This is a genomic window from Escherichia sp. TW14182 (assembly GCF_000208525.1).
Taxonomy (GTDB): Bacteria; Pseudomonadota; Gammaproteobacteria; order Enterobacterales; family Enterobacteriaceae; genus Escherichia; species Escherichia ruysiae.
The window spans coordinates 1-24,389 of sequence record NZ_AEJZ01000066.1; the positions used below are offsets into that span (position 1 = coordinate 1).

24 protein-coding genes are annotated in these 24,389 nt (G+C 51.9%); 1 reads left to right on the top strand and 23 read right to left on the bottom strand.

Annotated features, from left to right (window positions below; genetic code table 11):
• Positions 1-118 precede the first annotated feature (118 nt).
• The 13 genes from lipB to leuS form a co-directional block, all read right to left on the bottom strand.
• Complete coding sequence (gene lipB / locus EQY_RS0106575; RefSeq protein ID WP_000284039.1) at positions 119-760, bottom strand: lipoyl(octanoyl) transferase LipB; 642 nt, start codon at positions 758-760, stop codon at positions 119-121.
• 101 nt (positions 761-861) lie between these two features.
• Positions 862-1,125 (bottom strand): DUF493 family protein YbeD, encoded by a 264-nt coding sequence (gene ybeD / locus EQY_RS0106580; RefSeq protein ID WP_000850550.1) that lies wholly within the window; start codon positions 1,123-1,125, stop codon positions 862-864.
• A 108-nt stretch (positions 1,126-1,233) separates the two neighbouring features.
• Positions 1,234-2,445: a D-alanyl-D-alanine carboxypeptidase DacA gene (gene dacA / locus EQY_RS0106585; protein ID WP_001092444.1), complete on the bottom strand. Its 1,212-nt coding sequence runs from the start codon at positions 2,443-2,445 to the stop codon at positions 1,234-1,236.
• 139 nt (positions 2,446-2,584) lie between these two features.
• A complete protein-coding gene (gene rlpA / locus EQY_RS0106590) occupies positions 2,585-3,673 on the bottom strand; it encodes an endolytic peptidoglycan transglycosylase RlpA (protein ID WP_001231443.1) in 1,089 nt (362 codons plus the stop codon).
• Positions 3,674-3,683: 10 nt separating this feature from the next.
• On the bottom strand, positions 3,684-4,796 hold the full coding sequence (gene mrdB / locus EQY_RS0106595; RefSeq protein ID WP_000131717.1) for a peptidoglycan glycosyltransferase MrdB: 1,113 nt from the start codon (positions 4,794-4,796) through the stop codon (positions 3,684-3,686).
• A gap of 2 nt (positions 4,797-4,798) precedes the next feature.
• On the bottom strand, positions 4,799-6,700 hold the full coding sequence (mrdA, locus tag EQY_RS0106600) for a peptidoglycan DD-transpeptidase MrdA (protein WP_000776207.1): 1,902 nt from the start codon (positions 6,698-6,700) through the stop codon (positions 4,799-4,801).
• 30 nt (positions 6,701-6,730) lie between these two features.
• Entirely contained in the window at positions 6,731-7,198 is a 468-nt protein-coding gene (rlmH, locus tag EQY_RS0106605) for a 23S rRNA (pseudouridine(1915)-N(3))-methyltransferase RlmH (RefSeq protein ID WP_000776104.1), read from the bottom strand.
• A 3-nt stretch (positions 7,199-7,201) separates the two neighbouring features.
• Entirely contained in the window at positions 7,202-7,519 is a 318-nt protein-coding gene (gene rsfS / locus EQY_RS0106610) for a ribosome silencing factor (RefSeq protein ID WP_001161665.1), read from the bottom strand.
• Positions 7,520-7,779: 260 nt separating this feature from the next.
• On the bottom strand, positions 7,780-8,391 hold the full coding sequence (locus tag EQY_RS0106615; RefSeq protein ID WP_010346554.1) for an adenosylcobalamin/alpha-ribazole phosphatase: 612 nt from the start codon (positions 8,389-8,391) through the stop codon (positions 7,780-7,782).
• A gap of 23 nt (positions 8,392-8,414) precedes the next feature.
• The gene (gene nadD / locus EQY_RS0106620) at positions 8,415-9,056 is read right to left on the bottom strand and encodes a nicotinate-nucleotide adenylyltransferase (protein ID WP_024165169.1); all 642 of its coding nucleotides are present in this window, start codon (positions 9,054-9,056) and stop codon (positions 8,415-8,417) included.
• Between the two features lies 1 nt (position 9,057).
• Complete coding sequence (gene holA, locus EQY_RS0106625; protein ID WP_000620144.1) at positions 9,058-10,089, bottom strand: DNA polymerase III subunit delta; 1,032 nt, start codon at positions 10,087-10,089, stop codon at positions 9,058-9,060.
• Complete coding sequence (gene lptE, locus EQY_RS0106630; protein WP_001269676.1) at positions 10,089-10,667, bottom strand: LPS assembly lipoprotein LptE; 579 nt, start codon at positions 10,665-10,667, stop codon at positions 10,089-10,091. Before lptE ends, holA begins: the two co-directional genes overlap by 1 nt.
• Before the next feature lie 14 nt (positions 10,668-10,681).
• Positions 10,682-13,264 carry a leucine--tRNA ligase gene (leuS, locus tag EQY_RS0106635; RefSeq protein WP_010346551.1) on the bottom strand — a complete coding sequence of 861 codons (2,583 nt, stop codon included), beginning with the start codon at positions 13,262-13,264 and terminating at the stop codon, positions 10,682-10,684.
• Positions 13,265-13,498: 234 nt separating this feature from the next.
• Between leuS and EQY_RS0106640 the strand changes: the two genes are divergently transcribed.
• Complete coding sequence (locus tag EQY_RS0106640) at positions 13,499-13,981, top strand: zinc ribbon-containing protein (protein WP_001044880.1); 483 nt, start codon at positions 13,499-13,501, stop codon at positions 13,979-13,981.
• A 38-nt stretch (positions 13,982-14,019) separates the two neighbouring features.
• Here EQY_RS0106640 and rihA read toward each other — a convergent pair whose 3' ends face one another.
• The 10 genes from rihA to miaB form a co-directional block, all read right to left on the bottom strand.
• A complete protein-coding gene (gene rihA / locus EQY_RS0106645) occupies positions 14,020-14,955 on the bottom strand; it encodes a pyrimidine-specific ribonucleoside hydrolase RihA (protein ID WP_001207540.1) in 936 nt (311 codons plus the stop codon).
• A 117-nt stretch (positions 14,956-15,072) separates the two neighbouring features.
• Entirely contained in the window at positions 15,073-15,798 is a 726-nt protein-coding gene (gltL, locus tag EQY_RS0106650; RefSeq protein ID WP_000624497.1) for a glutamate/aspartate ABC transporter ATP-binding protein GltL, read from the bottom strand.
• A complete protein-coding gene (gene gltK / locus EQY_RS0106655) occupies positions 15,798-16,472 on the bottom strand; it encodes a glutamate/aspartate ABC transporter permease GltK (RefSeq protein WP_000272809.1) in 675 nt (224 codons plus the stop codon). Before gltK ends, gltL begins: the two co-directional genes overlap by 1 nt.
• Entirely contained in the window at positions 16,472-17,212 is a 741-nt protein-coding gene (gene gltJ, locus EQY_RS0106660; protein WP_000020950.1) for a glutamate/aspartate ABC transporter permease GltJ, read from the bottom strand. Before gltJ ends, gltK begins: the two co-directional genes overlap by 1 nt.
• A 169-nt stretch (positions 17,213-17,381) precedes the next feature.
• Complete coding sequence (gene gltI / locus EQY_RS0106665) at positions 17,382-18,290, bottom strand: glutamate/aspartate ABC transporter substrate-binding protein GltI (protein WP_010346547.1); 909 nt, start codon at positions 18,288-18,290, stop codon at positions 17,382-17,384.
• Positions 18,291-18,686: 396 nt separating this feature from the next.
• Positions 18,687-20,225: an apolipoprotein N-acyltransferase gene (gene lnt, locus EQY_RS0106670; RefSeq protein WP_000853090.1), complete on the bottom strand. Its 1,539-nt coding sequence runs from the start codon at positions 20,223-20,225 to the stop codon at positions 18,687-18,689.
• Between the two features lie 24 nt (positions 20,226-20,249).
• A complete protein-coding gene (corC, locus tag EQY_RS0106675) occupies positions 20,250-21,128 on the bottom strand; it encodes a CNNM family magnesium/cobalt transport protein CorC (RefSeq protein ID WP_001278605.1) in 879 nt (292 codons plus the stop codon).
• 89 nt (positions 21,129-21,217) lie between these two features.
• Entirely contained in the window at positions 21,218-21,685 is a 468-nt protein-coding gene (gene ybeY, locus EQY_RS0106680) for an rRNA maturation RNase YbeY (protein WP_000084457.1), read from the bottom strand.
• Positions 21,682-22,722, bottom strand: coding sequence for a PhoH family protein (locus tag EQY_RS0106685; RefSeq protein WP_001018040.1), 1,041 nt, complete (start codon positions 22,720-22,722; stop codon positions 21,682-21,684). The genes ybeY and EQY_RS0106685 overlap by 4 nt, the downstream gene beginning before the upstream one ends.
• Before the next feature lie 327 nt (positions 22,723-23,049).
• Positions 23,050-24,389, bottom strand: a 1,340-nt coding sequence (gene miaB, locus EQY_RS0106695; RefSeq protein ID WP_000496502.1) for a tRNA (N6-isopentenyl adenosine(37)-C2)-methylthiotransferase MiaB, incomplete at its 5' end; no start/stop codon positions are given.

Consider the following 24,389-nt stretch of genomic DNA (forward strand, 5'->3'; position numbering starts at 1 on the left):
GCGTCAATATGAGTTCGCCGGAACGATACATTTCTCCAGAGGCCTGCAACGGTTAAAGAGGACATAAATGTGGGCATGAGTAATGACCCAGTACAAGTTGGGTCATTTATGAGCGTCGTTAAGCAGATATATATTCTACGGCAGGATTATTTAGCAGGGCTAAAATATTTCTCAGCAAGCGTGGCGCAACATTGTCGGTTGTTGCATCAGGTCTCCATTGCGATATTTTAGCCATTTCCATTCCCGCATACCCACAAGGGTTAATGCGTAAAAATGGCGAAAGATCCATATTGACGTTTAATGCCAGGCCGTGGAATGAACAACCGCGACGAATACGTAAGCCGAGCGAGCAAATTTTCTTTTCCCCGACATAGACACCCGGAGCATCTGCACGAGGATGTGCATCAATATCCAGTTCAGCCAGGGTATTTACAACCGTTTGTTCGAGTAAGGTCACCAGCTCACGCACACCCAGTTTGCGGCGTTTAAGATTAAACAAAACGTACATTACCTGCTGACCTGGGCCGTGATAAGTCACCTGACCGCCACGGTCGCTCTGGATCACCGGAATATCACCCGGCATTAAAATATGCTCCGCTTTTCCTGCTTGTCCCTGCGTGAATACCGGATAGTGCTCGACCAGCCAGATCTCATCAAGGGTACTTTCATCGCGGGTATCGGTGAATTCATGCATAGCCTGGGAGATTGGCTCGTAAGGCTGAAGACCGAGCTGGCGGACAAGAATTTTATCCTGATACAAAACGGCATCTCCGTGGAGAATGAGTAAAAGTGGAGAAAAAGTATATCACAGAGGAGGGAGGGGAGTTACCCGACCAGGAGGCCGGGTAATGGTAAAGCGAGTTACAGAACCATGCGGACAATATCGATTTTGCCCAGTTCTTCATACAGTGTTTCAACCTGCTCGATATGAGTGGCGTTGATAGTGATAGATACCGAGTGGTAGTTGCCTTTGCTGCTTGGTTTTACCGTTGGGGTGTAGTCACCTGGCGCATGGCGCTGTACCACTTCAACCACCTGATCAACCAGCTCAGGTAACGCCTGCCCCATAACTTTGTAAGTAAAAGGAGTAGGGAATTCAAGCAGTTCGTTAAGTTTGGTTTTCATGTCAGCTCCGGCGTAACGTAATTAAATAGCAACTCCCGCCAGAAGGCGGGAGTTTTTACTGATGCTTAGTATATGGGGGCGGAAATCACACTTTCAAGTGTTCAATTTTTAACCAAACCAGTGATGGAACATTAATTTAATGTAATCAATGATTTTGCCGAAGAAGTTGCCTTCCGGGATTTCCTGCAACACCACCAGCGGACGTTGCTCAATGGTTTTACCGTCAAGCTGGAAGTTAATAGTACCAACGACCTGATTCTTTTGCAGCGGCGCATGAAGCTCACTGCTGTTCAGCACGTAGCTGGCTTTCAGGTCTTTCATGCGGCCACGTGGGATGGTCAGGTAAACGTCTTTATCAACACCTAACGAAGCGCGATCAGAATCACCAAACCAAACCGGTTCAGAGGCGAACTCTTTGCCTACTTTCAGCGGGTTAACGGTTTCGAAGAAACGGAAGCCCCAGGTCAGCAGTTTTTTACTTTCGGCTTCACGGCCTTTGAAAGTGCGTCCGCCCATGACTGCGGAGATCAGACGCATCTGACCTTCTGTCGCAGAAGCAACAAGGTTGTAACCTGCCTTGTCAGTATGACCGGTTTTGATACCGTCAACATTCAGGCTGTTATCCCACAGCAGGCCGTTACGGTTGAGCTGACGAATACCGTTAAAGGTGAACTCTTTCTCTTTATAGATAGAGTATTCATTTGGCACGTCACGAATCAGCGCCTGACCGATCAGCGCCATATCTCGTGCAGAGCTGTACTGACCGTCAGCGTCGAGACCGTGTACGGTCTGGAAATGGGTATTTTTCAGACCCAGCGCGTTAACGTAGCTGTTCATCAGGCCAACAAAAGCATCCTGACTACCGGCGGCAAAGTCTGCCATAGCAACACAAGCATCGTTACCGGATTGCAGGTTAATACCACGGATAAGCTGCGAAACTGGAACCTGCATACCCGGTTTGAGGAACATCAGCGAAGAACCTTTAAACACCGGGTTACCGGTAGCCCAGGCGTCGTTGCCGATGGTCACTAAATCAGTTTCTTTAAATTTACCGGCTTTCATTGCCTGGCCGATAACGTAGCTGGTCATCATTTTGGTCAGGCTGGCAGGATCGCGGCGGACATCTGCGTTCTGTTCGGCGAGCACTTTGCCGGAGTTATAGTCGATCAGGATGTAGGACTCCGCGTCGATCTGCGGTACACCCGGGATCATAGTTTTGATATTCAGGTCATCGGCATGTGCAGCAGAGATAAAGGCTGTGCAAAGAGCCGTGGTGAGCGCCAGGCGCTTCATGATACGAGCGGAAGAAATGGTATTCATGGTCTGAACTACGACATCCGTGATGGAATTAAAAAAAGTGCCCTACTATAGCAAATGCACTACCGACAGGCATCTGACTTTCCGCGTGACTTTGTTAACGTCATTTACAGAAATTGACACTTCAGTTGCCTGCTTTACGCTATTGCGCGGTGGTAATAAATGACTGTAATTGGGCTTCGGTTTGTAAACGTTGCTGCAAGGTACTGGCTTCGGCTTTGCTGGCAAATGGGCCAAGCTGGATCCGCCAGACTGCGCCGTTTTGGGTCACTCGACCGGGGACGCCGAACTTCTGTCCTAACTGCTGTTGATACTGTTGAGCGCGAGCCTGATCGCTAACAGCACCGACTTGCACCATAAAGTTACCGCTGGCATTTTGCGAAGCAGCTTGCGGTGTCACCATTGCAGGTGTTGTTGCAGGCGTTGAAGCCGGTGCTGTGACCACTGGCTGTGGTGTCGGCGTCGGTTCACTGCCTTCCAGTACACCAGGCGCTAAGGTGGTTGGTGCGCCGAGGAAACCGCTGCTGGTGACAGGCGCGCCGGTCGGATCTTCACTTTTCAGCGTCGAATTGCTGACCGGAAGAATATCACCCTGCGGGCCAGATACTGAATTTGTTCCCGCTCCGCCGCTTAAGTCGGGGGGCGCTGGCAGGGCATAAGTCTGTTTGGCGACAGTGGTACAAGCCATGCCTGGACCAGAAAGAGAACCATCCTGGGCGACGATAATCGGATCGATACGAACTTTGGTGTTGTTCGAGGTGTTAAGACGGTCGGCTGCCGCGCGGGAAAGTGAAATTACGCGATCGTTGCCGTAGGGACCACGATCGTTAATGCGCACCACAATCATCCGACCATTAGCCAGGTTCGTGATTCGCGCGTAGCTGGGGATCGGCAGCGTCGGATGTGCCGCTGTTAGCTGCATCGGATCGAACGCTTCACCTGAGGCCGTCAGATTGCTGCCCGGTTCGGCATCATAAATAGCCGCCAGGCCAGCCTGACTAAAGCGTGAGGGATCCTGCACGATTTTGTAGCTTTTGCCATCGCGCTGGTAATCCTGATTCGCTGTCGCGTTCAGTGGTTCGAAACGCGGTTCTGCCCCGCCAATCTCAACTATTGGGCCGTTACATACCGCAGGCTGCGGTACACTTACCGTCTGTTGCTGACCATCATCGCTTGTACATGCCGCGAGCATTCCTGCCGCGATGCAGATCACGAGCCACTGCTTACGCATTGCGCACCTCTTACACGCTTTTCGACAACATTTTCCTGTGGGTGTGGATTGACATTACAATCCCAAACCCAGCCATCAGCACAATTAGCGCCGATCCTCCATAACTGACCAGTGGGAGCGGAACCCCTACAACCGGCAGAATACCGCTTACCATACCAATATTTACGAAGACATAAACGAATAATATCAGCATTAAGCCGCCAGCCATGACGCGACCAAAAGTGGTTTGCGCTCTGGCGGCTATCCACAGCCCGCGCATGATCAGCAGAATATAAAGGGCGAGCAGAATCAAAATGCCCACTAATCCCAGCTCTTCCGCCAGTACTGCGAAGATAAAGTCGGTATGGCGCTCGGGCAGAAATTCAAGCTGTGACTGAGTGCCGTGCAGCCAGCCTTTGCCGCGTAATCCGCCGGAGCCAATAGCTATTTTAGACTGAATAATGTGATAGCCCGCTCCAAGAGGGTCTGATTCTGGGTCGAGGAGCATCATTACGCGCTGGCGCTGGTAATCATGCATCAGGAAGAACCACAGAATCGGAATGAACGCTGCTACCAGCACCACTGCAACGCCGATCAGGCGCCAGCTAAGGCCAGAGAGGAACAGTACGAACAGACCGGAAAGCGCAACGAGAATTGACGTCCCCAGGTCAGGCTGCGCTGCGACCAGCAGCGTGGGCATAAATATCAGCACCAGGGCGATGGCGGTATTTTTTAACGACGGAGGACAAACGTCGCGGTTGATAAAGCGTGCCACCATCAGCGGCACAGCTATTTTGGCAATTTCCGACGGCTGGAAACGAACGATACCGAGATCCAGCCAGCGTTGAGCACCTTTGGAGATGGCGCCAAAGGCATCTACTGCTACCAGCAAAATAATACAGATGATATAGAGATAGGGCGCCCAGCCCTCATAAACGCGCGGAGGGATTTGCGCCATTACCACCATAATGACCAGACCCATTGCGATCTGACCGATTTTACGCTCCATCATGCCGATATCCTGGCCGCTGGCACTCCAGATTACCAGAGCACTGTAGACCAGCAATGCCAGTAAAATCAGCAGCATCGTGGGATCAAGATGGACTTTATCCCAGAATGTTTTTTTATTCGGATTATCCGTCATGATTAATGGTCCTCCGCTGCGGTAACCGCTGGGTTTTCCGCAGGCAGATCGGTGTTGTTATCGCCCAGCATAATGTGGTCGAGGATCTGGCGCATCAGCGTACCGACCGCCGGACCCGCGCCGCCGTTCTCCAGAATCATGGCGACAGCCACTTGCGGATTGTTATACGGCGCAAAGGCGGTCATTAATTTGTGGTCACGCAGACGCTCAGCAATTTTGTGCGCATTATAGGTTTCGTTCGCTTTCAGACCGAATACCTGAGCCGTACCAGATTTCGCCGCAATTTTGTACGGTGCGCTGGCAAAGTATTTATGCGCCGTACCGTTAGGGCGGTTAGCAACCCCGTACATACCGTCTTTCGCCAGCTCCCAGTAACCGGAATGAATATCGCCAACTGGCGGTTCATGCGGTTGTACCCATGGCACCTGTTTGCCGTCTTCGGCGGTGCTCATCAGCAAATGCGGAACTTTCACGACACCGTCATTAATCAGGATCATCAGTGCTTTACTCATCTGGATTGGGGTCGCTGTCCAGTAACCCTGACCGATACCGACCGGAATGGTGTCACCCTGATACCACGGTTTTTTAAAGCGTTTCTGTTTCCATTCGCGGGTAGGCATGTTGCCGGAACGTTCTTCTGCCAGGTCGATACCGGTGTAATGGCCATAACCGAATTTACCCATCCATTCGGAAAGACGATCGATCCCCATATCGTAGGCCACTTGATAGAAGAAGGTATCCGCAGATTCTTCCAGCGATCTTGTGACATTCAGGCGTCCATGACCCCATTTTTTCCAGTCACGGTAACGTTTTTCCGAACCAGGCAGCTGCCACCAGCCTGGGTCAAACAGCGTAGTATTGCGCGTGATCACCCCAGCACTTAATGCTGAAACTGCTACATAAGGTTTAACCGTAGACGCCGGTGGATAAACCCCCTGTGTGGCTCGGTTCACCAGCGGTGTGTTCGGGTCGTTCAGCAATGCGGAATAATCTTTGCTGGATATACCGTCAACAAACAAGTTTGGGTCATAGCTTGGCGTGGAAACCAGCGCCAGCACACCACCTGTGCGCGGATCGGTGACTACCACAGCCGCGCGGCTGCCTGCCAGTAGTGTTTCAATATACTGCTGGAGTTTGAGATCTATCGTCAGGTAAATATCGTGCCCGGCTTGTGGCGGTACTTCTTTTAACTGGCGGATGACGCGACCACGGTTGTTAACTTCAACCTCTTCATAACCGGTCTGACCGTGCAACACATCTTCATAGTAACGCTCAATGCCTAGCTTACCGATATCATGCGTTGCCGCATAATTGGCTAGTTTGCCGTCATTATTCAGGCGTTCGACATCTTTATCGTTGATTTTCGACACATAGCCGATGACGTGGGTCAGCGCCGAACCGTAAGGATAGTAACGGCGTTTATAGCCTTTAACTTCGACACCCGGAAAACGGTACTGATTGACGGCAAAGCGAGCTACTTGTACTTCGGTCAGGTTAGTTTTCACTGGAATCGAGGTGAAACGGTGTGAACGTGCGCGCTCTTTTCTGAATGCAGCGATATCATCATCGGTCAGATCGACCACGCTGCGCAAAGCGTCCAGCGTTTGCTGCACGTTATCGACTTTCTCCGGCATCATCTCTACCTGATAGATAGTGCGGTTGAGTGCCAGAGGGATGCCGTTACGATCGTAGATAATGCCGCGACTGGGGGCGATAGGCACCAGTTTGATGCGGTTTTCATTAGAACGGGTCTGATAATCGGTAAAACGAACAATTTGCAGATTATACAGGTTGGCGATAAGCACGCCGGTCAGCAGCAAAATTCCCAAAAAGGCGACCAGTGCCCGGCGCACAAACAGTGCGGACTCTGCCGTATAGTCGCGAAAAGAGTTCTGTAGTTTCATCCGCTGCGTTTTCTACTCAAAGCTTTCTTATCACTCACGGTGATAAGGATGGTTGGTGGTAATGCTCCACGCCCGGTACAGACTCTCTGCGACCAGTACGCGAACCAGCGGATGGGGGAGGGTCAGCGCGGAAAGCGACCAGCTTTGTTCTGCCGCTGCTTTACAGGCAGGTGATAACCCTTCAGGCCCGCCAATAAGCAGGCTGACGTCGCGGCCATCAAGCTTCCATCGTTCCAGTTCAGCGGCTAACTGCGGTGTGTCCCAGGGCTTGCCTGGAATGTCGAGGGTGACAATGCGGTTTTTGCCTGCGGCTGCCAGCATCTGCTCACCCTCTTTGTCGAGTATGCGCTTGATGTCCGCGTTCTTGCCGCGTTTCCCGGCCGGAATTTCAATCAGCTCAAAAGGCATATCTTTCGGAAAACGACGCAGGTACTCGGTAAAACCGGTTTGTACCCAGTCCGGCATTTTCGTTCCCACGGCCACAAGTTGCAGCTTCACACATTAACTCCAGAGTTTTTCCAGTTCATACAGGCGACGGCTCTCTTCCTGCATGACATGGACAATAACTTCGCCCAAATCAACGACAATCCAGTCGGCGCTGTTTTCACCTTCTACGCCGAGCGGCAATAGACCAGCAGCACGAGACTCCTGCACAACGTGGTCAGCAATGGACATAACATGACGGCTGGACGTACCCGTACAGATGATCATGCAGTCGGTGATGCTGGATTTGCCCTGAACGTCTAAGGCGATGATGTCCTGACCTTTGAGGTCATCAATTTTGTCGATAACAAAATCCTGGAGTGCTTTACCCTGCAAGTTTTCCCCCTGGGTGAATTAAAAAGATAAAAAACGGTCTGCCAGTATACCTGAACCAGAGGCGATTTCGGGACAATTGTCGCCGAATCGGCTTTCGAAAGTGGGCTATCATCCCACCCTGCGCCGCAGATTGCATCGCCATTTTTGTAAAACAATTTCTACAAAGTCGTGTTTAGCGGAAAAAGTCCGGCTGCGGAGAATATCAGCCTGTCCGGGGCTGTCAATGGGCGCTGCACCTTACATGCAAAAAAACAGAAAAGTCATGCATCCCTGTGCCATATAGCACGGCTATTGAGGACACGTAGAGTTGCGAATGCGTCATTGATTTCAATGGCGCTCCAGCAGCCCTGGTCTACACGAAAATGCCACATCGCCCCGGCTGGCATACCAAGTAAGCGTGCAATTAACAGACTCAACACGCCCTGATGGCTGATGACTAATATATTTTTGTGGTGCTGATATTCAACAAATCCGGCAATAAACCTTTCTACCCGTTGCGAAAACGCCTGAAAACCTTCGCCGTTAGTTGGGACGGCATACTGCCAGTCATTGCACCATGCGCTATAGTTTTCGGCATCTTCTTGCATCAAATCGCGATGATGCCGCATCTCCCAGTCACCAAAAAACATTTCATTAAGCTCAGGGACGGTTTGTACAGGGAGCTGGCGGTCACTGAGAACCAGCCGCGCGGTATGCTGCGCGCGTTCCAGCTCACTACATAAAACCATATCGAAGGGAACATCACGCAACAGGGTATTCAGGCTTTGAGCTTGCTCGATACCGCGTGCAGTCAGTGGCGTCGGCGCATGACCGCTGTACAATCCATCGACATTTGCCTGCGTTTCGCCGTGACGAATTAACCACAGTCGCATCATTCCCTCCGTGATGACAGGTATCAGCGATACAAGCCTTGTTGGTTAATGTAGGTCAATACCGATTCCGGTAACAAATCTTCACATGATTCGCCGTTTTGCAAGCGTTCGCGGATGATGGTCGCCGAGATGTTAAACCACGGCGTTTCAGCGAGGTAAATTTTACCGGCAGACTGAAGGTGCAGATCTTCTGGATTATGCGTCAAATGATCTTCCAGCCACTGCTGGTATTGTGGTTGCGCCATTTCAAGCGGGTAACCGGGACGCCGACAGACAATTAAATGCGCATTGTCGAGAATTGTTTCGTATTCGTACCAGGTGGGAAAAGTCAGCAGTGAATCCTGACCAATAATAAACGCCAGTGGCACATCGTCACCTTGTTCCTGTCGCCACTCTTTGAGTGTTTGCGCAGTGTAAGAGGGGGCATTGCGCTTTAACTCACGTTCATCAAGGGTAAACAGTGGTTTGTCGGCAATAGCCAGTTCAAGCATGTGTTTTCGCTGCGCGCTGTTTGCTTCCGGCTGTGGACGATGCGGAGGAACATTGTTAGGGATGATAGTCACTTGCGTCAGACCAATCAGATTCGCCAGCGTTTCCACGGGTTTAAGATGACCATAGTGCACCGGATCGAAGGTGCCGCCAAACAGAGCCTGTAAAGATTTCATATCAACCATCGATAAATACGTCTGCCAGTGGTTTATGGCACAACAGAAGAGATAATCCCTCCAGATCTGCCCAAACCGACTGGCCGTAATCTTGTTTGAGGGTGAGTTCCGTTCGTGTGAGAAGTTGCACGGCCTGACGTAACTGCGGCTGGCTTAAGCGATTTAATGCCTCGCCCATCATGCCCCGCCGGTTCTGCCAAACGCGATGCTTATCAAACAACGCGCGTAACGGCATATGGGCAGACTGACGTTTCAAATTAACCAGTAACAACAGTTCACGTTGTAATGTGCGCAACAAAATAACCGGCTCGCTGCCTTCCAGACGCAGTTGCTGAAGAATGTGCAATGCGCGCTTGCTTTTGCCCATCAACAAAGCATCGACCCAATGAAAAGGGGTGAAATGCGCGGCATCATTCACTGCCTGCTCAACGCGCGGTAATGTCAGTTTGCCGTCCGGCCAGAGAAGCGATAAACGCTCCAGCGCCTGTGCCAGCGCCAGCAGGTTACCTTCATAACAATAGCAGAGCATCTGATTTGCAGCGTCATCCAGTTCTAAGTTGAGCTGTTTTGCACGCGCAGCAACCCAGCGAGGAAGCTGAGCCTGCTCCGGTGTCTGACAGGTTACCTGCACGCTTCGATTAGCAAGAGCAGTAAACCAGGCAGCATTTTCCTGCGCTTTGCTTAATTTATTGCCGCGCACGATCAGCAGCAAATCGTCATGCAGCAGTCCGGTCAGTGTCAGAAGTTGGTCATTGATCGCCGCATTTGATCCGTTTTCTGGTAACAGCAGCAATAGCGTTTGTCGACTGGCGAACAGGCTCATGGCCTGGCATAGCGAAAATATCGCATTCCAGTCGGTGTTGGGATCAATGGAAAAAGTGTGGTGTTCTGCAAATCCTTGTGCTGCAGCTACCTGACGAACAGCGTCCTGGCTTTCCTGCAACAACAGAGGATCGTTACCAAGCAAAAGATACGCCGCGCGCAGCCCTTCATTGAGCTGCGCGCGGAGTTGTTCCGGGCACAACCGAATCATCAGTTACCCAGCGTAGTAGAGACGCGTGCAGGCGTTGCTGCAGTATCCGTTGTTTTCGACGTATCTTCGTCGGAACGGATATCCGCAGCGCGGATGCTTGGCAGCTTACGTATCAGCTGTTCGGCAGCACGGTCGTACATCTCTTGAATGATCATGCTTTGCTCATTATCTTTCGCTAACGCCATTTGCGGGTTATCGAAGAACGAACGGAAGACTTTGGCGCTAATCGGGTAGATGTCACGGCCAGGGATCAACACGGTCGCATTAACCGTCATGATCATCTGATACTCTGCTGTTTGACCGTTACGGAATACCGAGGCGGTATCTTTCGCGATGCTCACTTTACCCAAACGCAGGGATGGAACATCCTTACGCGTGGTTTCTTTATCAAGCAACTCAACACCGTTCAGACGCAACTGATTACGCACCGCACGGCTTAACGGCCCGTTCGGGTCGCCAGAGTCCAGGATCATGACCTTCATAGTGGAAGGAACCTGCGTGGTATCACGCAGATGCCAGCCACACCCGGCGGTGATTAACACCGCCAGAGATAACAACAATGTTGCCAGATATCGCACGCTTCCTCCCGCGCTTAGCCAACGACCAGATTGAGGAGTTTACCCGGTACGTAAATCACTTTACGCACGGTAACGCCATCAAGATATTTTGCTACCAGATGTTCCTGGCCAGCACGTTCGCGAACCTGCTCTTCCGTTGCATCTACCGGAACGGTGATTTTGGCACGGACTTTACCGTTAACCTGCACCACCACCAGAGTGGAATCTTCCACCATCGCTTTCTCGTCTGCAACCGGCCACGGCGCGTTGTCGATATCACCTTCACCTTTCAGTTCCTGCCACAGCGTGAAGCAGATGTGCGGGGTGAACGGGTTAAGCATACGGACAACGGCCAGCAGTGCTTCCTGCATCAGAGCGCGATCCTGCTCGCCATCGGTCGGTGCTTTTGCCAGTTTATTCATCAGCTCCATAATCGCCGCAATTGCAGTGTTAAAGGTCTGACGACGACCGATATCATCGGTCACTTTAGCGATAGTTTTATGAACATCACGACGCAGAGCTTTCTGATCTTCAGTCAGTGCGTCAACGTTCAGCGCCGCAACATCACCTTTCGCAGTGTGCTCGTAAACCAGTTTCCAGACACGTTTCAGGAAGCGGTTAGCCCCTTCAACGCCGGACTCCTGCCATTCGAGAGTCATATCCGCCGGAGAAGCGAACATCATAAACAGACGAACGGTGTCCGCGCCGTAACGTTCAACCATCACCTGCGGGTCGATACCGTTGTTCTTCGACTTGGACATTTTGCTCATGCCGGTATACACCAGTTCATGGCCTGCCGCGTCTTTCGCTTTCACGATACGGCCTTTCTCGTCGCGCTCAACGATAGCATCAACCGGGGAAACCCAGTTACGTTCGCCGTTTTCGCCTACATAGTAGAAGGCATCTGCCAGCACCATCCCCTGACACAGCAGCTGTTTCGCTGGCTCGTCAGAGTTCACCATGCCTGCATCACGCATCAGTTTGTGGAAGAAGCGGAAGTAGAGCAGGTGCATGATGGCGTGTTCGATACCACCAATGTAGATATCTACCGGCAGCCAGTAGTTAGCTGCTTTGGAATCCAGCATACCCTCTTTGTACTCCGGGCAAGTGTAGCGCGCATAGTACCAGGAGGACTCCATAAAGGTGTCGAAAGTATCGGTTTCACGCAGTGCCGGCATACCGTTAACGGTGGTTTTCGCCCACTCAGGATCTGCTTTGATCGGGCTGGTAATACCATCCATTACCACATCTTCCGGCAGGATCACCGGCAACTGGTCGTCCGGAGTAGGCATCACAGTGCCGTCCTCCAGCGTCACCATCGGAATCGGTGCGCCCCAGTAACGCTGACGGGAAACACCCCAGTCGCGCAGGCGATAGTTTACTTTACGCTCGCCAACGCCCATTGCCGTCAATTTGTCGGCAATGGCGTTAAAGGCCGCTTCATGGTCAAGACCGTTGAACTCACCAGAGTTGAACAGCACGCCTTTTTCAGTCAGGGCTTGCTGAGAAAGATCTGGCTCAGAGCCGTCAGCAGCCAGGATCACCGGTTTGATGTTCAGGCCGTATTTAGAGGCAAACTCGTAGTCGCGCTGGTCGTGACCCGGAACCGCCATGACTGCGCCAGTGCCGTACTCCATCAATACGAAGTTTGCTGCCCAAACCGGAATTTCTTCGCCCGTTAATGGGTGAACCGCTTTAAAGCCGGTATCGACACCTTTTTTCTCCATTGTCGCCATTTCAGCTTCGGCAACTTTGGTGTTACGGCATTCGTCGATAAAGGACGCCAGTTCAGGATTATTTTCTGCCGCTTTCTGTGCCAGCGGATGACCCGCCGCTACCGCCAGATAAGTACAACCCATAAAGGTGTCCGGGCGGGTAGTGTAAACGGTCAGCGTGTTGTCATAGTCGTTAACGTTGAAGGTGATTTCCACGCCTTCGGAACGACCGATCCAGTTACGCTGCATGGTTTTAACGGTGTCTGGCCAGTGATCCAGTTTATCCAGATCGTTGAGCAGTTCGTCAGCGTAAGCGGTGATTTTGATAAACCACTGCGGGATCTCTTTACGTTCAACTTTGGTATCGCAGCGCCAGCAGCAGCCGTCGATAACCTGTTCGTTCGCCAGTACGGTCTGGTCGTTCGGACACCAGTTGACCGCAGAAGTCTTCTTATATACCAGGCCTTTTTTATACAGCTCGGTGAAGAATTTCTGTTCCCAACGGTAGTATTCCGGCGTACAGGTTGCCAGCTCGCGGCTCCAGTCATAACCAAAGCCCAGCATTTTGAGCTGGTTTTTCATATACGCGATGTTGTCATACGTCCACGGTGCTGGCGCGGTGTTGTTTTTCACTGCTGCGCCTTCCGCAGGCAGACCAAACGCGTCCCAGCCGATCGGCTGCAGGACGTTTTTGCCCAGCATACGCTGGTAGCGGGCGATCACGTCACCGATGGTGTAGTTACGTACGTGGCCCATGTGTAGTCGACCAGAAGGATAGGGAAGCATAGACAGGCAGTAATACTTCTCTTTGCTCTCGTCTTCGGTTACTTCAAATGTGCGCTTCTCATCCCAGTGAAGCTGTACTTTGGATTCTATCTCTTCCGGGCGGTATTGCTCTTGCATGGCAGCCAGTGGTCCTGTTTTCAATACGGCTACAAATGTAGCGTTGAGGTGGTTTTTCAGATCCGCATAGCATAGCCCAAACGTCCGCGTCAAAACAGCCTTTCGCGCACTCGACGTTGAAATGATGCCCGGATTATTCATACATTAATTTACAGAGTTTGTGGGCGTATTAGCAAAGCAAGGAACAAAGAACGTCTATTATTATAGTCAGTTAACGACCCGGGAGATGAAACGATGAACAAGGTTGCTCAATATTACCGTGAACTGGTCGCGTCATTGAGCGAACGCCTGCGCAATGGCGAACGTGATATCGACGCACTGGTGGAACAGGCGCGTGAGCGCGTAATAAAAACAGGGGAGTTAACGCGAACCGAGGTCGATGAGTTGACGCGAGCTGTCAGGCGTGACCTGGAAGAGTTCGCCATGAGCTATGAAGAGAGCCTGAAAGAAGAGTCTGACAGTGTTTTTATGCGGGTGATTAAAGAAAGCCTCTGGCAGGAACTGGCGGACATCACCGATAAAACGCAGCTTGAATGGCGCGAAGTTTTCCAGGATCTCAACCATCACGGGGTTTATCACAGCGGAGAAGTGGTAGGGCTGGGGAATCTGGTCTGCGAGAAATGTCACTTCCATCTCCCGATCTACACGCCGGAAGTCCTAACGCTATGCCCGAAATGTGGTCATGACCAGTTCCAGAGACGCCCGTTCGAGCCGTAATGGTAGTGCCGGATGACGTGATGCCATCCGGCGAGTTATTAAGCGTAAAATTTAAGCCGTTCAGCCAGTAAATCAACAAAGCCCTGACGATCAACATCGACCATTACAGTGGCATTCGGTTTATTGCCAGTCAGATAATAATAATCAACCACCGTCATACCCTGGGTATATTTCCCCTGTGTTTCCACGCCGACCCAGCGTTCAACGGTGGTGAACAATTCAGGTTTCAGTAGCCAGGCGATGGTGCATGGGTCATGCAGCGGTGCGCCAACAAAGCCCCATTTTTCGTCTTTATGATATTCGAGGAAGAAATCCAGCAGTTCGGCAACAATAGTTGAAACAGGGTTGCCAATCGCACGGAAACGCTCGGTGTCCTCAACGTGAATTTGCGCTTTGTGAGTGACGTCCAGACCTGCCATTACCACCGGAATTCCTGACTGGAAGACAATTTCTGCCGCTTCCGGGTCAACGTAAATATTAAATTCTGCCGCCGGCGTCCAGTTACCGAGTCCCATTGCACCGCCCATAATCACGATACGGGCGATTTTACTATGTAGTTCCGGATGGCTATTGAGCAGCAAGGCGACGTTAGTTTGCGGTCCGGTAGAGACAATGGTGACGGGTTCAGCACTTTCGCGCAGCGTTTTCGCCATCAGCTCCACCGCCGTACAGTTTTGCGGTACGAACGTCGGTTCCGGTAATGCCGGGCCATCCAGACCGCTTTCGCCGTGCACATTGTCCGCGATAATCAACTCACGCATTAACGGTTTTACCGCGCCGCCTGCTACCGGAATATCGGTGCGATTAAGCAAGGTCAGCATACGCATAACATTGCGTAAGGTTTTTTCTGGTGTCTGGTTTCCGGCGGAAGAAGTAATCGCTTTAACATCAAGCTCAGGTGAGGCGAGGGCGAGAACTATTGCGATAGCGTCATCATGACCTGGGTCGCAATCTAACAGAATTGGCAGTGCCATTGTTGCTCCTTGTTGTGTGCTTCTTTGCGACAAGGGTAACGCCAGGATGTAACAGATACGAGGGGCGAAACGATAAAGCGTGAGATGGCGCGCACTTGGCTATGCGCGCCAGAGTGATTAATGCAGGATTTTCGCGAGGAAGTCTTTTGCGCGATCCGATTTCGGATCATCGAAGAAAGCGTCTTTCGGCGAGTCTTCGACAATCTTTCCCTCGTCCATAAAGATCACCCGATTCGCCACTTTGCGGGCAAAGCCCATTTCATGGGTCACCACCATCATGGTCATTCCTTCGTTCGCCAGTTCCACCATTACGTCCAGCACTTCGTTGATCATCTCCGGATCCAGCGCCGATGTCGGTTCGTCGAACAGCATCGCAATAGGATCCATACACAGCGCGCGAGCGATCGCCACACGCTGCTGCTGACCACCGGAAAGCTGTGCCGGAAATTTATTGGCATGTGCGGAAAGTCCCACGCGCTCCAGCAGCTTGAGTGCTTTTTCACGAGCTGGTGCTTTATCGCGTTTAAGCACTTTCACCTGAGCCAGCGTCAGGTTTTCGATAATCGACAGATGGGGGAACAGTTCAAAATGCTGGAACACCATGCCGACGCGGGATCGCAGCTTTGCCAGATCGGTTTTCTTGTCATTAACCACGATGCCATCCACGGTGATTTCGCCTTGCTGCACCGGTTCGAGGCCGTTGACGGTTTTTATCAGCGTTGATTTACCGGAGCCGGACGGGCCACAAACCACCACCACTTCGCCTTTTTTCACTTCGGTTGAGCAGTCGGTCAGCACCTGAAAGTGACCATACCATTTTGAAACATTTTTCAGGGAAATCATTATGCTGTCCTTCTTTTCAAGTAGCTGACCAACAACGATGCGCTAAGGCTAATAACGAAATAAACAAATCCGGCAAACAGGATCATCTCAACCTGCGTACCATCACGTTCACCAATGGTTGAGGCGGTACGGAAGAAATCGGCCAGAGATAACACATACACCAGCGAGGTATCCTGAAACAGTACGATGCCCTGAGTGAGCAGTAGCGGCACCATTGCACGGAATGCCTGCGGCAGAATAATCAGTTTCATCGACTGCCAGTGGGTCATGCCGAGTGCCAGCGCGGCGCTCGACTGCCCACGGGAGATACTTTGAATACCGGCGCGGATAATCTCGGAATAGTAGGCCGCTTCAAACATCGAAAACGCCACCATGGCAGAAATTAAGCGGATATCTGTTTTTGGTGATAATCCCAGCACGTTTTGCAGAAAACCCGGCACGATCAGGTAAAACCATAGCAGAACCATTACTAATGGGATTGAACGGAACACGTTAACGTAGGCTTTGGCAAACCACGCCACGGGCGCAAAGCTGGACAGGCGCATCACCGCCAGCATGGTGCCCCATAAAATACCAATCACGACTGCCGTGATGGTAATTTTCAGGGTGATCACCAGCCCGTCCAGCAGATACGGCAGGGAAGGAACTATGGAACTCCAGTCAAACTCGTACATTACTTGCCTCCCATGTTGCCGGGCAGGCGAACTTTACGTTCAACCAGCGTCATCACCAGCATGATAACCGCGTTAATCAATACATACGCCAGCGTAATGGCGGTAAACGATTCCCAGGCGTGGGCGGAGTAATCGAGCAATTTACCGGCCTGCGCCGCCATATCCACCAGCCCGATGGTCGAGGCGATGGCGGAGTTTTTCACCAGGTTCATCATCTCGGACGTCATCGGCGGGACGATAACGCGATAAGCGTTAGGCAACAGCACGTAGCGATAAGCCTGTGGTAGCGTCAACCCCATCGCCAGCGCGGCATTTTTTTGCCCACGTGGCAGCGACTGGATCGCGGCGCGCACCTGTTCGCAAACACGAGCGGCGGTAAACAGCCCCAGACAGAGCATGGATGAAAGGAAAAACTGAATATTGGGATCCAGCTCGGCCTTAAACCACATGCCGATCTTCTCCGGCAGTAGCTCCGGGATCACCAGATACCAGGTAAAGAACTGCACAATTAGTGGCACGTTGCGGAACAGTTCGACATACAACGTACCCAGACCGGAGAGAAAACGGTTAGGAACGGTACGCAAAATGCCGAATAACGAGCCGACGAGGAAAGCGATAATCCAGGCGCAGATCGACAGAGCGATCGTCACCTGAAAGCCGCTCCAGATCCAGCCGAGATAGGTGGTGTTGCCGAACGGGGCTTGTTGTAAAAAAATACCCCAGTTCCAGTCTATAGACATAAATCTACTCCAGAAAAAAGAGGGTAGCAGCGTTAACTGCTACCCTCGAAGATTGTTACCCAGCGTATTGCGGTTTTCAGGCCCGATGGGGAACGACCATCAGGCGTATAGTCTGTCCGTGCTACGTAACAATCGAGAGGGCTGGAATTTCCGCCCCTGGTTCTTGTAATTAGTTCAGTGCCTTGTCATTCGGTTCTTTGAACAGTGCTTTCATTTCGTCTGACAGTTCGAAATTCATGTTCAGGTTTTTTGGCGGAATTGGATTTTTGAACCACTTATCAAACCATTTTTCCGCTTCACCGGAGGTCTGCACCTGAGCGATGGTGTCATCCATCAGCTTTTTGAACTGCGGATCATCTTTACGCAACATGCAACCGTAAGCTTCCTGAGACTGCGGTTTGCCGACGATATCCCAGTTGTCTGGTTTCTTCGCTTTCGCACGTTCACCGGCCAGCAAGGCGTCATCCATCATAAAGGCAACGGCACGACCGCTTTCCAGGGTGCGGAAAGAGTCACCGTGATCTTTGGCGCTGATAATGCGCATATTCATTTTTTGCTCTTCATTCAGTTTGTTGAGCAAAACTTCAGAGGTGGTGCCGGAAGTGACGACTACGGCTTTATCTTTCAGATCGGCAAAATCTTTAACATCGCCACCTTTTTTGGTCAGCAGGCGCGTACCGACCACGAAAATGGTGTCAGAGAAAGCCGCCTGTTTCTGGCGTTCGAGGTTGTTGGTGGTAGAACCACATTCAAAATCGAAAGTGCCGTTTTGCAGCAGCGGAATACGGTTTTGTGAGGTGATCGGAATCAGTTTCACCTGCAAGTCCGGTTTGTTGAGTTTCTTTTTCACTGCTTCAACAATGGCGTTGGAGTAATCCTGCGAGTAACCCACCACTTTTTGCTGATTGTCGTAATAAGAGAAAGGTACTGAAGATTCACGGTGACCGACGACAATCACGCCGTTTTTGGCGATTTTGTCCAGCGTACTGCCCGCTGCCGGGGCAGCGTCTTCTGCCTGTGCCAGTCCAGCAGAAAGCGCCAGGGCCAGGATTGCTGTGGCAGGTTTACGTAATTGCATATCCAACTCCTTTATCTCCTGCGTTAAGAACGCATGGATACCCGTTGTGAGTGTTTGTGTTGTTATCATCTGCAACTTTATTGTGCAGTGTTGTGCTTGTTAGGTAACATTTAGTTTGGCTAAATGTAAAGATATTGCTGTTTTATTGTTTGTTTTTGCGAGATGTACCGCACCATTCCGAAGCAAAATTCTTAAAATGCACCTTTTTGGTGCTATTGCTGTATTGCTGTGGTGCAACCGGGTTGCGCTAATGCCGGTTCAGGGTTTGCCTTGTATAACAAAGCAATAGATGTGCCAAAGTTGGATAGGGGAATTTTGTTATCCGGATAACGCACTGATGCCGCATCCGGCGAGCGTGCCGAAATACGGGATGTATTCCGGCACGATAAGAAGGGGTTATTTACGTCGCTGACGCAGGCTCATCAACACAGCGGCAAAACCAAACAGTGCCGTCAGCACCCACAGCGGCCAGTTGCCGGTACGTGCGTAAGGTGTGAGTCCGGTGGTCGGCGTCACGTGAGTGGTTAACACCTCGCGGGTGAACTGCGGGATCATCGCCTGAATCTCACCCTGCGGGCCAATCACCGCTGTAATGCCGTTGTTGGTGCTGCGCAGCAGCGGGCGCGCCAGCTCCAGCGCACGCATTCGCGCCATCTGGAAGTGCTGCCACGGGCCAATAGACTTGCCGAACCACGCATCGTTGGAGATAGTCAGCAGATAGTCGGTATCCGGGCGGAAGTTATCACGCACTTGCTCGCCGAGAATGATCTCGTAGCAAATAGCCGCAGTAAGCTCAATACCATTCACCGACAGCGGCGGCTGGATATATGGTCCACGGCTGAATGAGGACATCGGCAGATCAAAGAACGGCGCTAACGGACGCAGAATCGACTCCAGCGGGACAAACTCGCCAAATGGCACCAGATGGTTTTTGTTATAGCGATCGGCTGATTCGTAGCTGTACGGTGCACCTTTACCCAGCGTGATGATGGTGTTGTAGGTATCGTAGCGGTTCTGTTTATTGAGACGCGCGTCAACAATCCCGGTTACCAGCGAGCTACCTTTATCGCGCAACTCACCGTCCAGTGCTTTGAGGAACGGTTGCTGATTAATTTCCAGATCGGTTATCGCCGACTCCGGCCAGATAATCAACGATGATTTGCCCATCAGCGGTGCCGTTGCGTTGTAGTAAATCTTCAGCGTATTAAGAAGCTGGCTTTCATCCCACTTCAGCGATTGCGGAATATCGCCCTGAACCATCGAAACCTGAATGGTTTTCTCCGGTTGCGGGGTAAACCACTGGATGTAACGCAGCGGGAAGGGAAGGGCGAACAGCACGACGGCCACCACCATCGGACGCCAGTTGCGTTTGACCAACGCCAGTGCCAGCAGGCCGCTAACCATCATTAGCAGGAAGTTAATGGCTTCCACGCCCATTATCGGTGCCAGCCCTTTTAACGGGCCATCAATCTGGCTATAGCCGAACTGTAACCACGGGAAACCAGTCAGCACCCAACCGCGCAGAAACTCGGTCACTTGCCAGAGAGCAGGGGCGGCAATCGCCACGCGCAACCAGGTGGTTTTTGGCCACAGACGCGACAGCACGCCAGCAAACAGTCCGGTATACAGCGACAAATACGCCGCCAGCAGCACCACCAGGAAGATGTTAACCGGGCCAGGCATCCCGCCAAAGGTCGCGATGCTGACATAGACCCAGTTAATACCGCTGCCAAAGAGACCAAATCCCCAGCAAAAGCCAATAGCGGCAGACTGGAGTGGACGGCGGTTAAAGGTCAGCGCCTGAAGCCCCATCAGCGAAATAATCGCCGTAGGCCAGACGTCGTAAGGAGAGAAGGCCAGCGTTCCGCAGGCACCGAATAATAACGCCAGCAGCAGGCGAATGCGCTGGCGTTCAATTAATGAGGCAAAAGCCATGTAGTTATCTATCCAGTTTCGGTTTTATTCATCCAGCTTCGGCTGGGGTGAGTCATCCGGGATTTTGACATGAACCTGAATAATACGCCGACTGTCAGCCATCGCCACTTTGAACTGGTAACCGTCGATGTCGATGGTTTCACCACGTGCCGGAAGATGCCCAAACGCCTGCATCACCAGACCACCGATAGTGTCGACCTCTTCATCGCTAAAGTGAGTGCCGAACGCTTCGTTGAAGTCTTCAATGGAAGCCAGTGCGCGCACGGTCCAGGTATGACGACTCAGCTGACGGAAGTCGATATCATCTTCTTCGTCATACTCGTCTTCAATCTCACCAACAATCAGTTCCAGGATGTCTTCAATGGTCACCAGACCGGAAACACCACCGAATTCGTCAATGACGATCGCCATGTGGTAACGCTGAGAGCGAAACTCTTTCAGCATCCGGTCTACGCGCTTACTTTCAGGAACGACAACCGCCTGACGTAACACTTTGTCCATGCTGAAGGCTTCGGCATCGCTGCGCATAAACGGCAGCAAGTCTTTCGCCATCAGAATCCCTTCAATGTGATCTTTGTCTTCGCTAATCACCGGGAAACGTGAGTGGGCAGACTCGATGATGACATCAAGGCATTCGTCCAGCGTCTGGTTGCGTTTCAGGGTAATCATCTGGGAGCGGGGGATCATGATGTCGCGGACGCGTTGGTCTGCGATGTCCATCACTCCTTCGAGCATATCGCGCGTATCTTCATCGATAAGGTCGTTCTGCCCGGAATCACGGATCAGCGCCAGCAGTTCGTCACGGTTTTTCGGTTCACCGTGGAAAAGTTGGCTGAGTAACAGGGAGAAAAATCCCTTCTTGTTGCTTATCGTGTCACTACTGTGTGAATTGTCGTCGCTCATGGCGTCGTATGGGTTCTCATGTTAGTTAATCAAAACGCCGTCGTTAATCACCAACGGCGGGGACGTCTGCCAGTCAAATGCCTGGCAAATTACTCTTTCTCGGCAATGTACGGATCCTCATAGCCCAGAGCAAGCATAATCTCTGTTTCGAGGGCTTCCATCTCTTCTGCTTCGTCATCTTCGATATGATCGTAACCTAACAAATGCAGACTGCCGTGCACCACCATATGCGCCCAGTGCGCCTCCAGTGGTTTGCCTTGCTCCTGTGCTTCCTTCTCAACCACCTGACGGCAGATAACCAGATCGCCCAGCAGCGACATCTCCATGCCAGGCGGCACTTCAAACGGGAAGGAGAGCACGTTGGTCGGCTTATCCTTACCGCGATAGGTCAGATTCAGACTGTGGCTTTCGGCGGTATCGACCAGGCGAATAGTCACTTCCGATTCTTCCTGAAACTGCGGGATCACCGCATTCAGCCATGTTTGAAACTGGCTCTCTTCCGGTAGCCCGGAATTATCTTCACATGCCAGTTGTAAATCGAGGATTACCTGACTCATTTTTGTTCCTGTTCTTCGCGCTTGCGTTCTGCTGCCAGCGCCGCTTTACGTTTTTGTTCGGCTTCTTCCCAGGCTTCATAAGCGTTAACGATACGCGCCACCACCGGGTGACGAACCACGTCTTCGCTGTGGAAGAAGTTAAAGCTGATCTCTTCGACATCGGCCAGCACTTCGATGGCATGACGCAAACCTGATTTAGTATTACGCGGCAGGTCGATCTGTGTGACGTCGCCGGTGATAACCGCTTTTGAGTTAAAACCGATACGGGTCAGGAACATCTTCATCTGTTCGATGGTGGTGTTCTGGCTTTCATCAAGAATGATAAACGCGTCGTTCAGCGTACGGCCACGCATATAGGCCAGCGGCGCGACTTCAATAACGTTGCGCTCAATCAGTTTCTCGACTTTCTCAAAGCCCAGCATTTCAAACAGCGCGTCGTACAGCGGGCGCAGATACGGATCTACTTTCTGGCTTAAATCGCCAGGCAGGAAGCCCAGTTTCTCACCGGCTTCTACCGCCGGACGAGTCAGCAGAATACGGCGAATTTCCTGACGCTCCAGGGCATCAACTGCCGCAGCCACTGCCAGGTAGGTTTTACCCGTACCCGCCGGGCCAACGCCGAAGGTAATGTCATGGTCGAGAATATTGGCGATGTACTGCGCCTGGTTTGGCGTGCGCGGCTTAATTACGCCGCGTTTGGTTTTGATATTGACCGCTTTGCCGTACTCCGGCACGCTCTCCGCGCTTTGCTCCAGTACCCGCGCTTCTTTAATCGCAAGGTGGATCTGTTCCGGTTCGATATCCTGAATCTGACCGCGCATCGGGGCAGTATCGACATACAGGCTACGCAGAATGTCTGCCGCAGCGGTGACGCAAATCGGACGGCCGGTCAGTTTAAAGTGGTTATCGCGGCGATTGATCTCGATGCCGAGACGGCGTTCGAGCTGCTTGATGTTGTCATCAAACGGGCCGCACAGGCTCAACAGACGCGCGTTGTCTGCTGGCTCCAGGGTGATTTCGCGAGTGTCTATGTTCAAACCGTTCCTCTTATCTGTATGCCGCCGGAAGCTGAACATTCACCGGCCTATAAGGAAATTATTCACGCCACAGGAAAAAGGCGCAAGCATTGCGATAAAGATGGGGATAAAGAGAGAAAAAACAAGACCCACCGGAACGGCGGGTCAGTGATAATTGACGGAGTGCGTATTGTTCATGCCAGATGCGGCGTAAACGCCTTATTCGACCTACAAATTCATGCGAATTCAATATATTGCAGGAATCATGTAGGCCTGATAAGCGTAGCGCATCAGGCAATTTGCGTTTGTCGTCAATCTCATAACTTGCCGGAACAGCGAGCCTGAGAATTACGGCTGATAATAACCCACGCCAAGGTCGTTTTCTTTGCGAGTACGGGCAATCACCGATTCCGGGGTTTCTGCCACACGCAGACCCATTTCCTCTTCGGTACGTACCACTTTACCGCGCAGGGAGTTCGGGTAGACGTCGGTAATTTCTACATCGACGAATTTACCGATCATATCCGGCGTGCCTTCGAAGTTAACCACGCGGTTATTTTCTGTACGTCCAGAAAGCTCCATGATGCTCTTACGTGAAGTCCCTTCTACCAAAATACGCTGGGTGGTGCCGAGCATCCGGCGGCTCCATGCCATCGCTTGCTGATTGATACGTTCTTGCAGAATATACAGACGCTGCTTCTTCTCTTCTTCCGGAACATCATCAACCATATCGGCGGCTGGTGTACCCGGACGTGCAGAGAAGATAAAACTGTAGCTCATGTCGAAATTGACGTCGGCAATCAGCTTCATTGTTTTCTCGAAGTCTTCGGTGGTTTCGCCAGGGAAGCCAACGATGAAGTCAGAACTGATCTGAATATCGGGACGCGCCGCACGCAGTTTACGGATGATCGCTTTGTACTCCAGCGCCGTATGGGTACGACCCATCAGGTTCAGAATGCGATCGGAACCGCTCTGTACCGGCAGGTGCAGGAAACTCACTAGCTCCGGTGTATCGCGATACACTTCGATAATATCGTCGGTAAATTCGATCGGATGGCTGGTGGTAAAGCGAATACGATCGATCCCGTCGATCGCTGCAACCAGACGCAGCAGATCGGCAAACGATCCAGTGGTGCCGTCGTAGTTTTCACCACGCCAGGCGTTCACGTTCTGACCGAGCAGGTTGACTTCACGCACGCCCTGAGCCGCAAGCTGGGCAATCTCAAACAGAATATCGTCGGATGGACGGCTTACCTCTTCACCACGGGTGTAAGGCACCACGCAGTAGGTGCAATATTTATTGCAGCCTTCCATGATGGAGACAAATGCGGTCGGCCCTTCGGCGCGCGGTTCCGGCAGACGGTCAAACTTCTCAATTTCCGGGAAGCTGATATCTACAACCGGGCTGCGGTCGCCGCGCACAGAGTTGATCATCTCCGGCAGACGGTGCAGCGTTTGCGGCCCAAAAATTATATCGACATAGTGGGCGCGCTGGCGAATGTGCTCGCCTTCTTGCGATGCCACGCAGCCACCGACGCCGATAATCAGGTCTGGATTCTTCTCTTTTAACAGTTTCCAGCGACCCAACTGATGGAAGACTTTTTCCTGAGCCTTCTCGCGGATTGAGCAGGTGTTCAGCAGCAGCACATCCGCTTCTTCCGCCACGTCGGTCAGTTGATAGCCGTGGG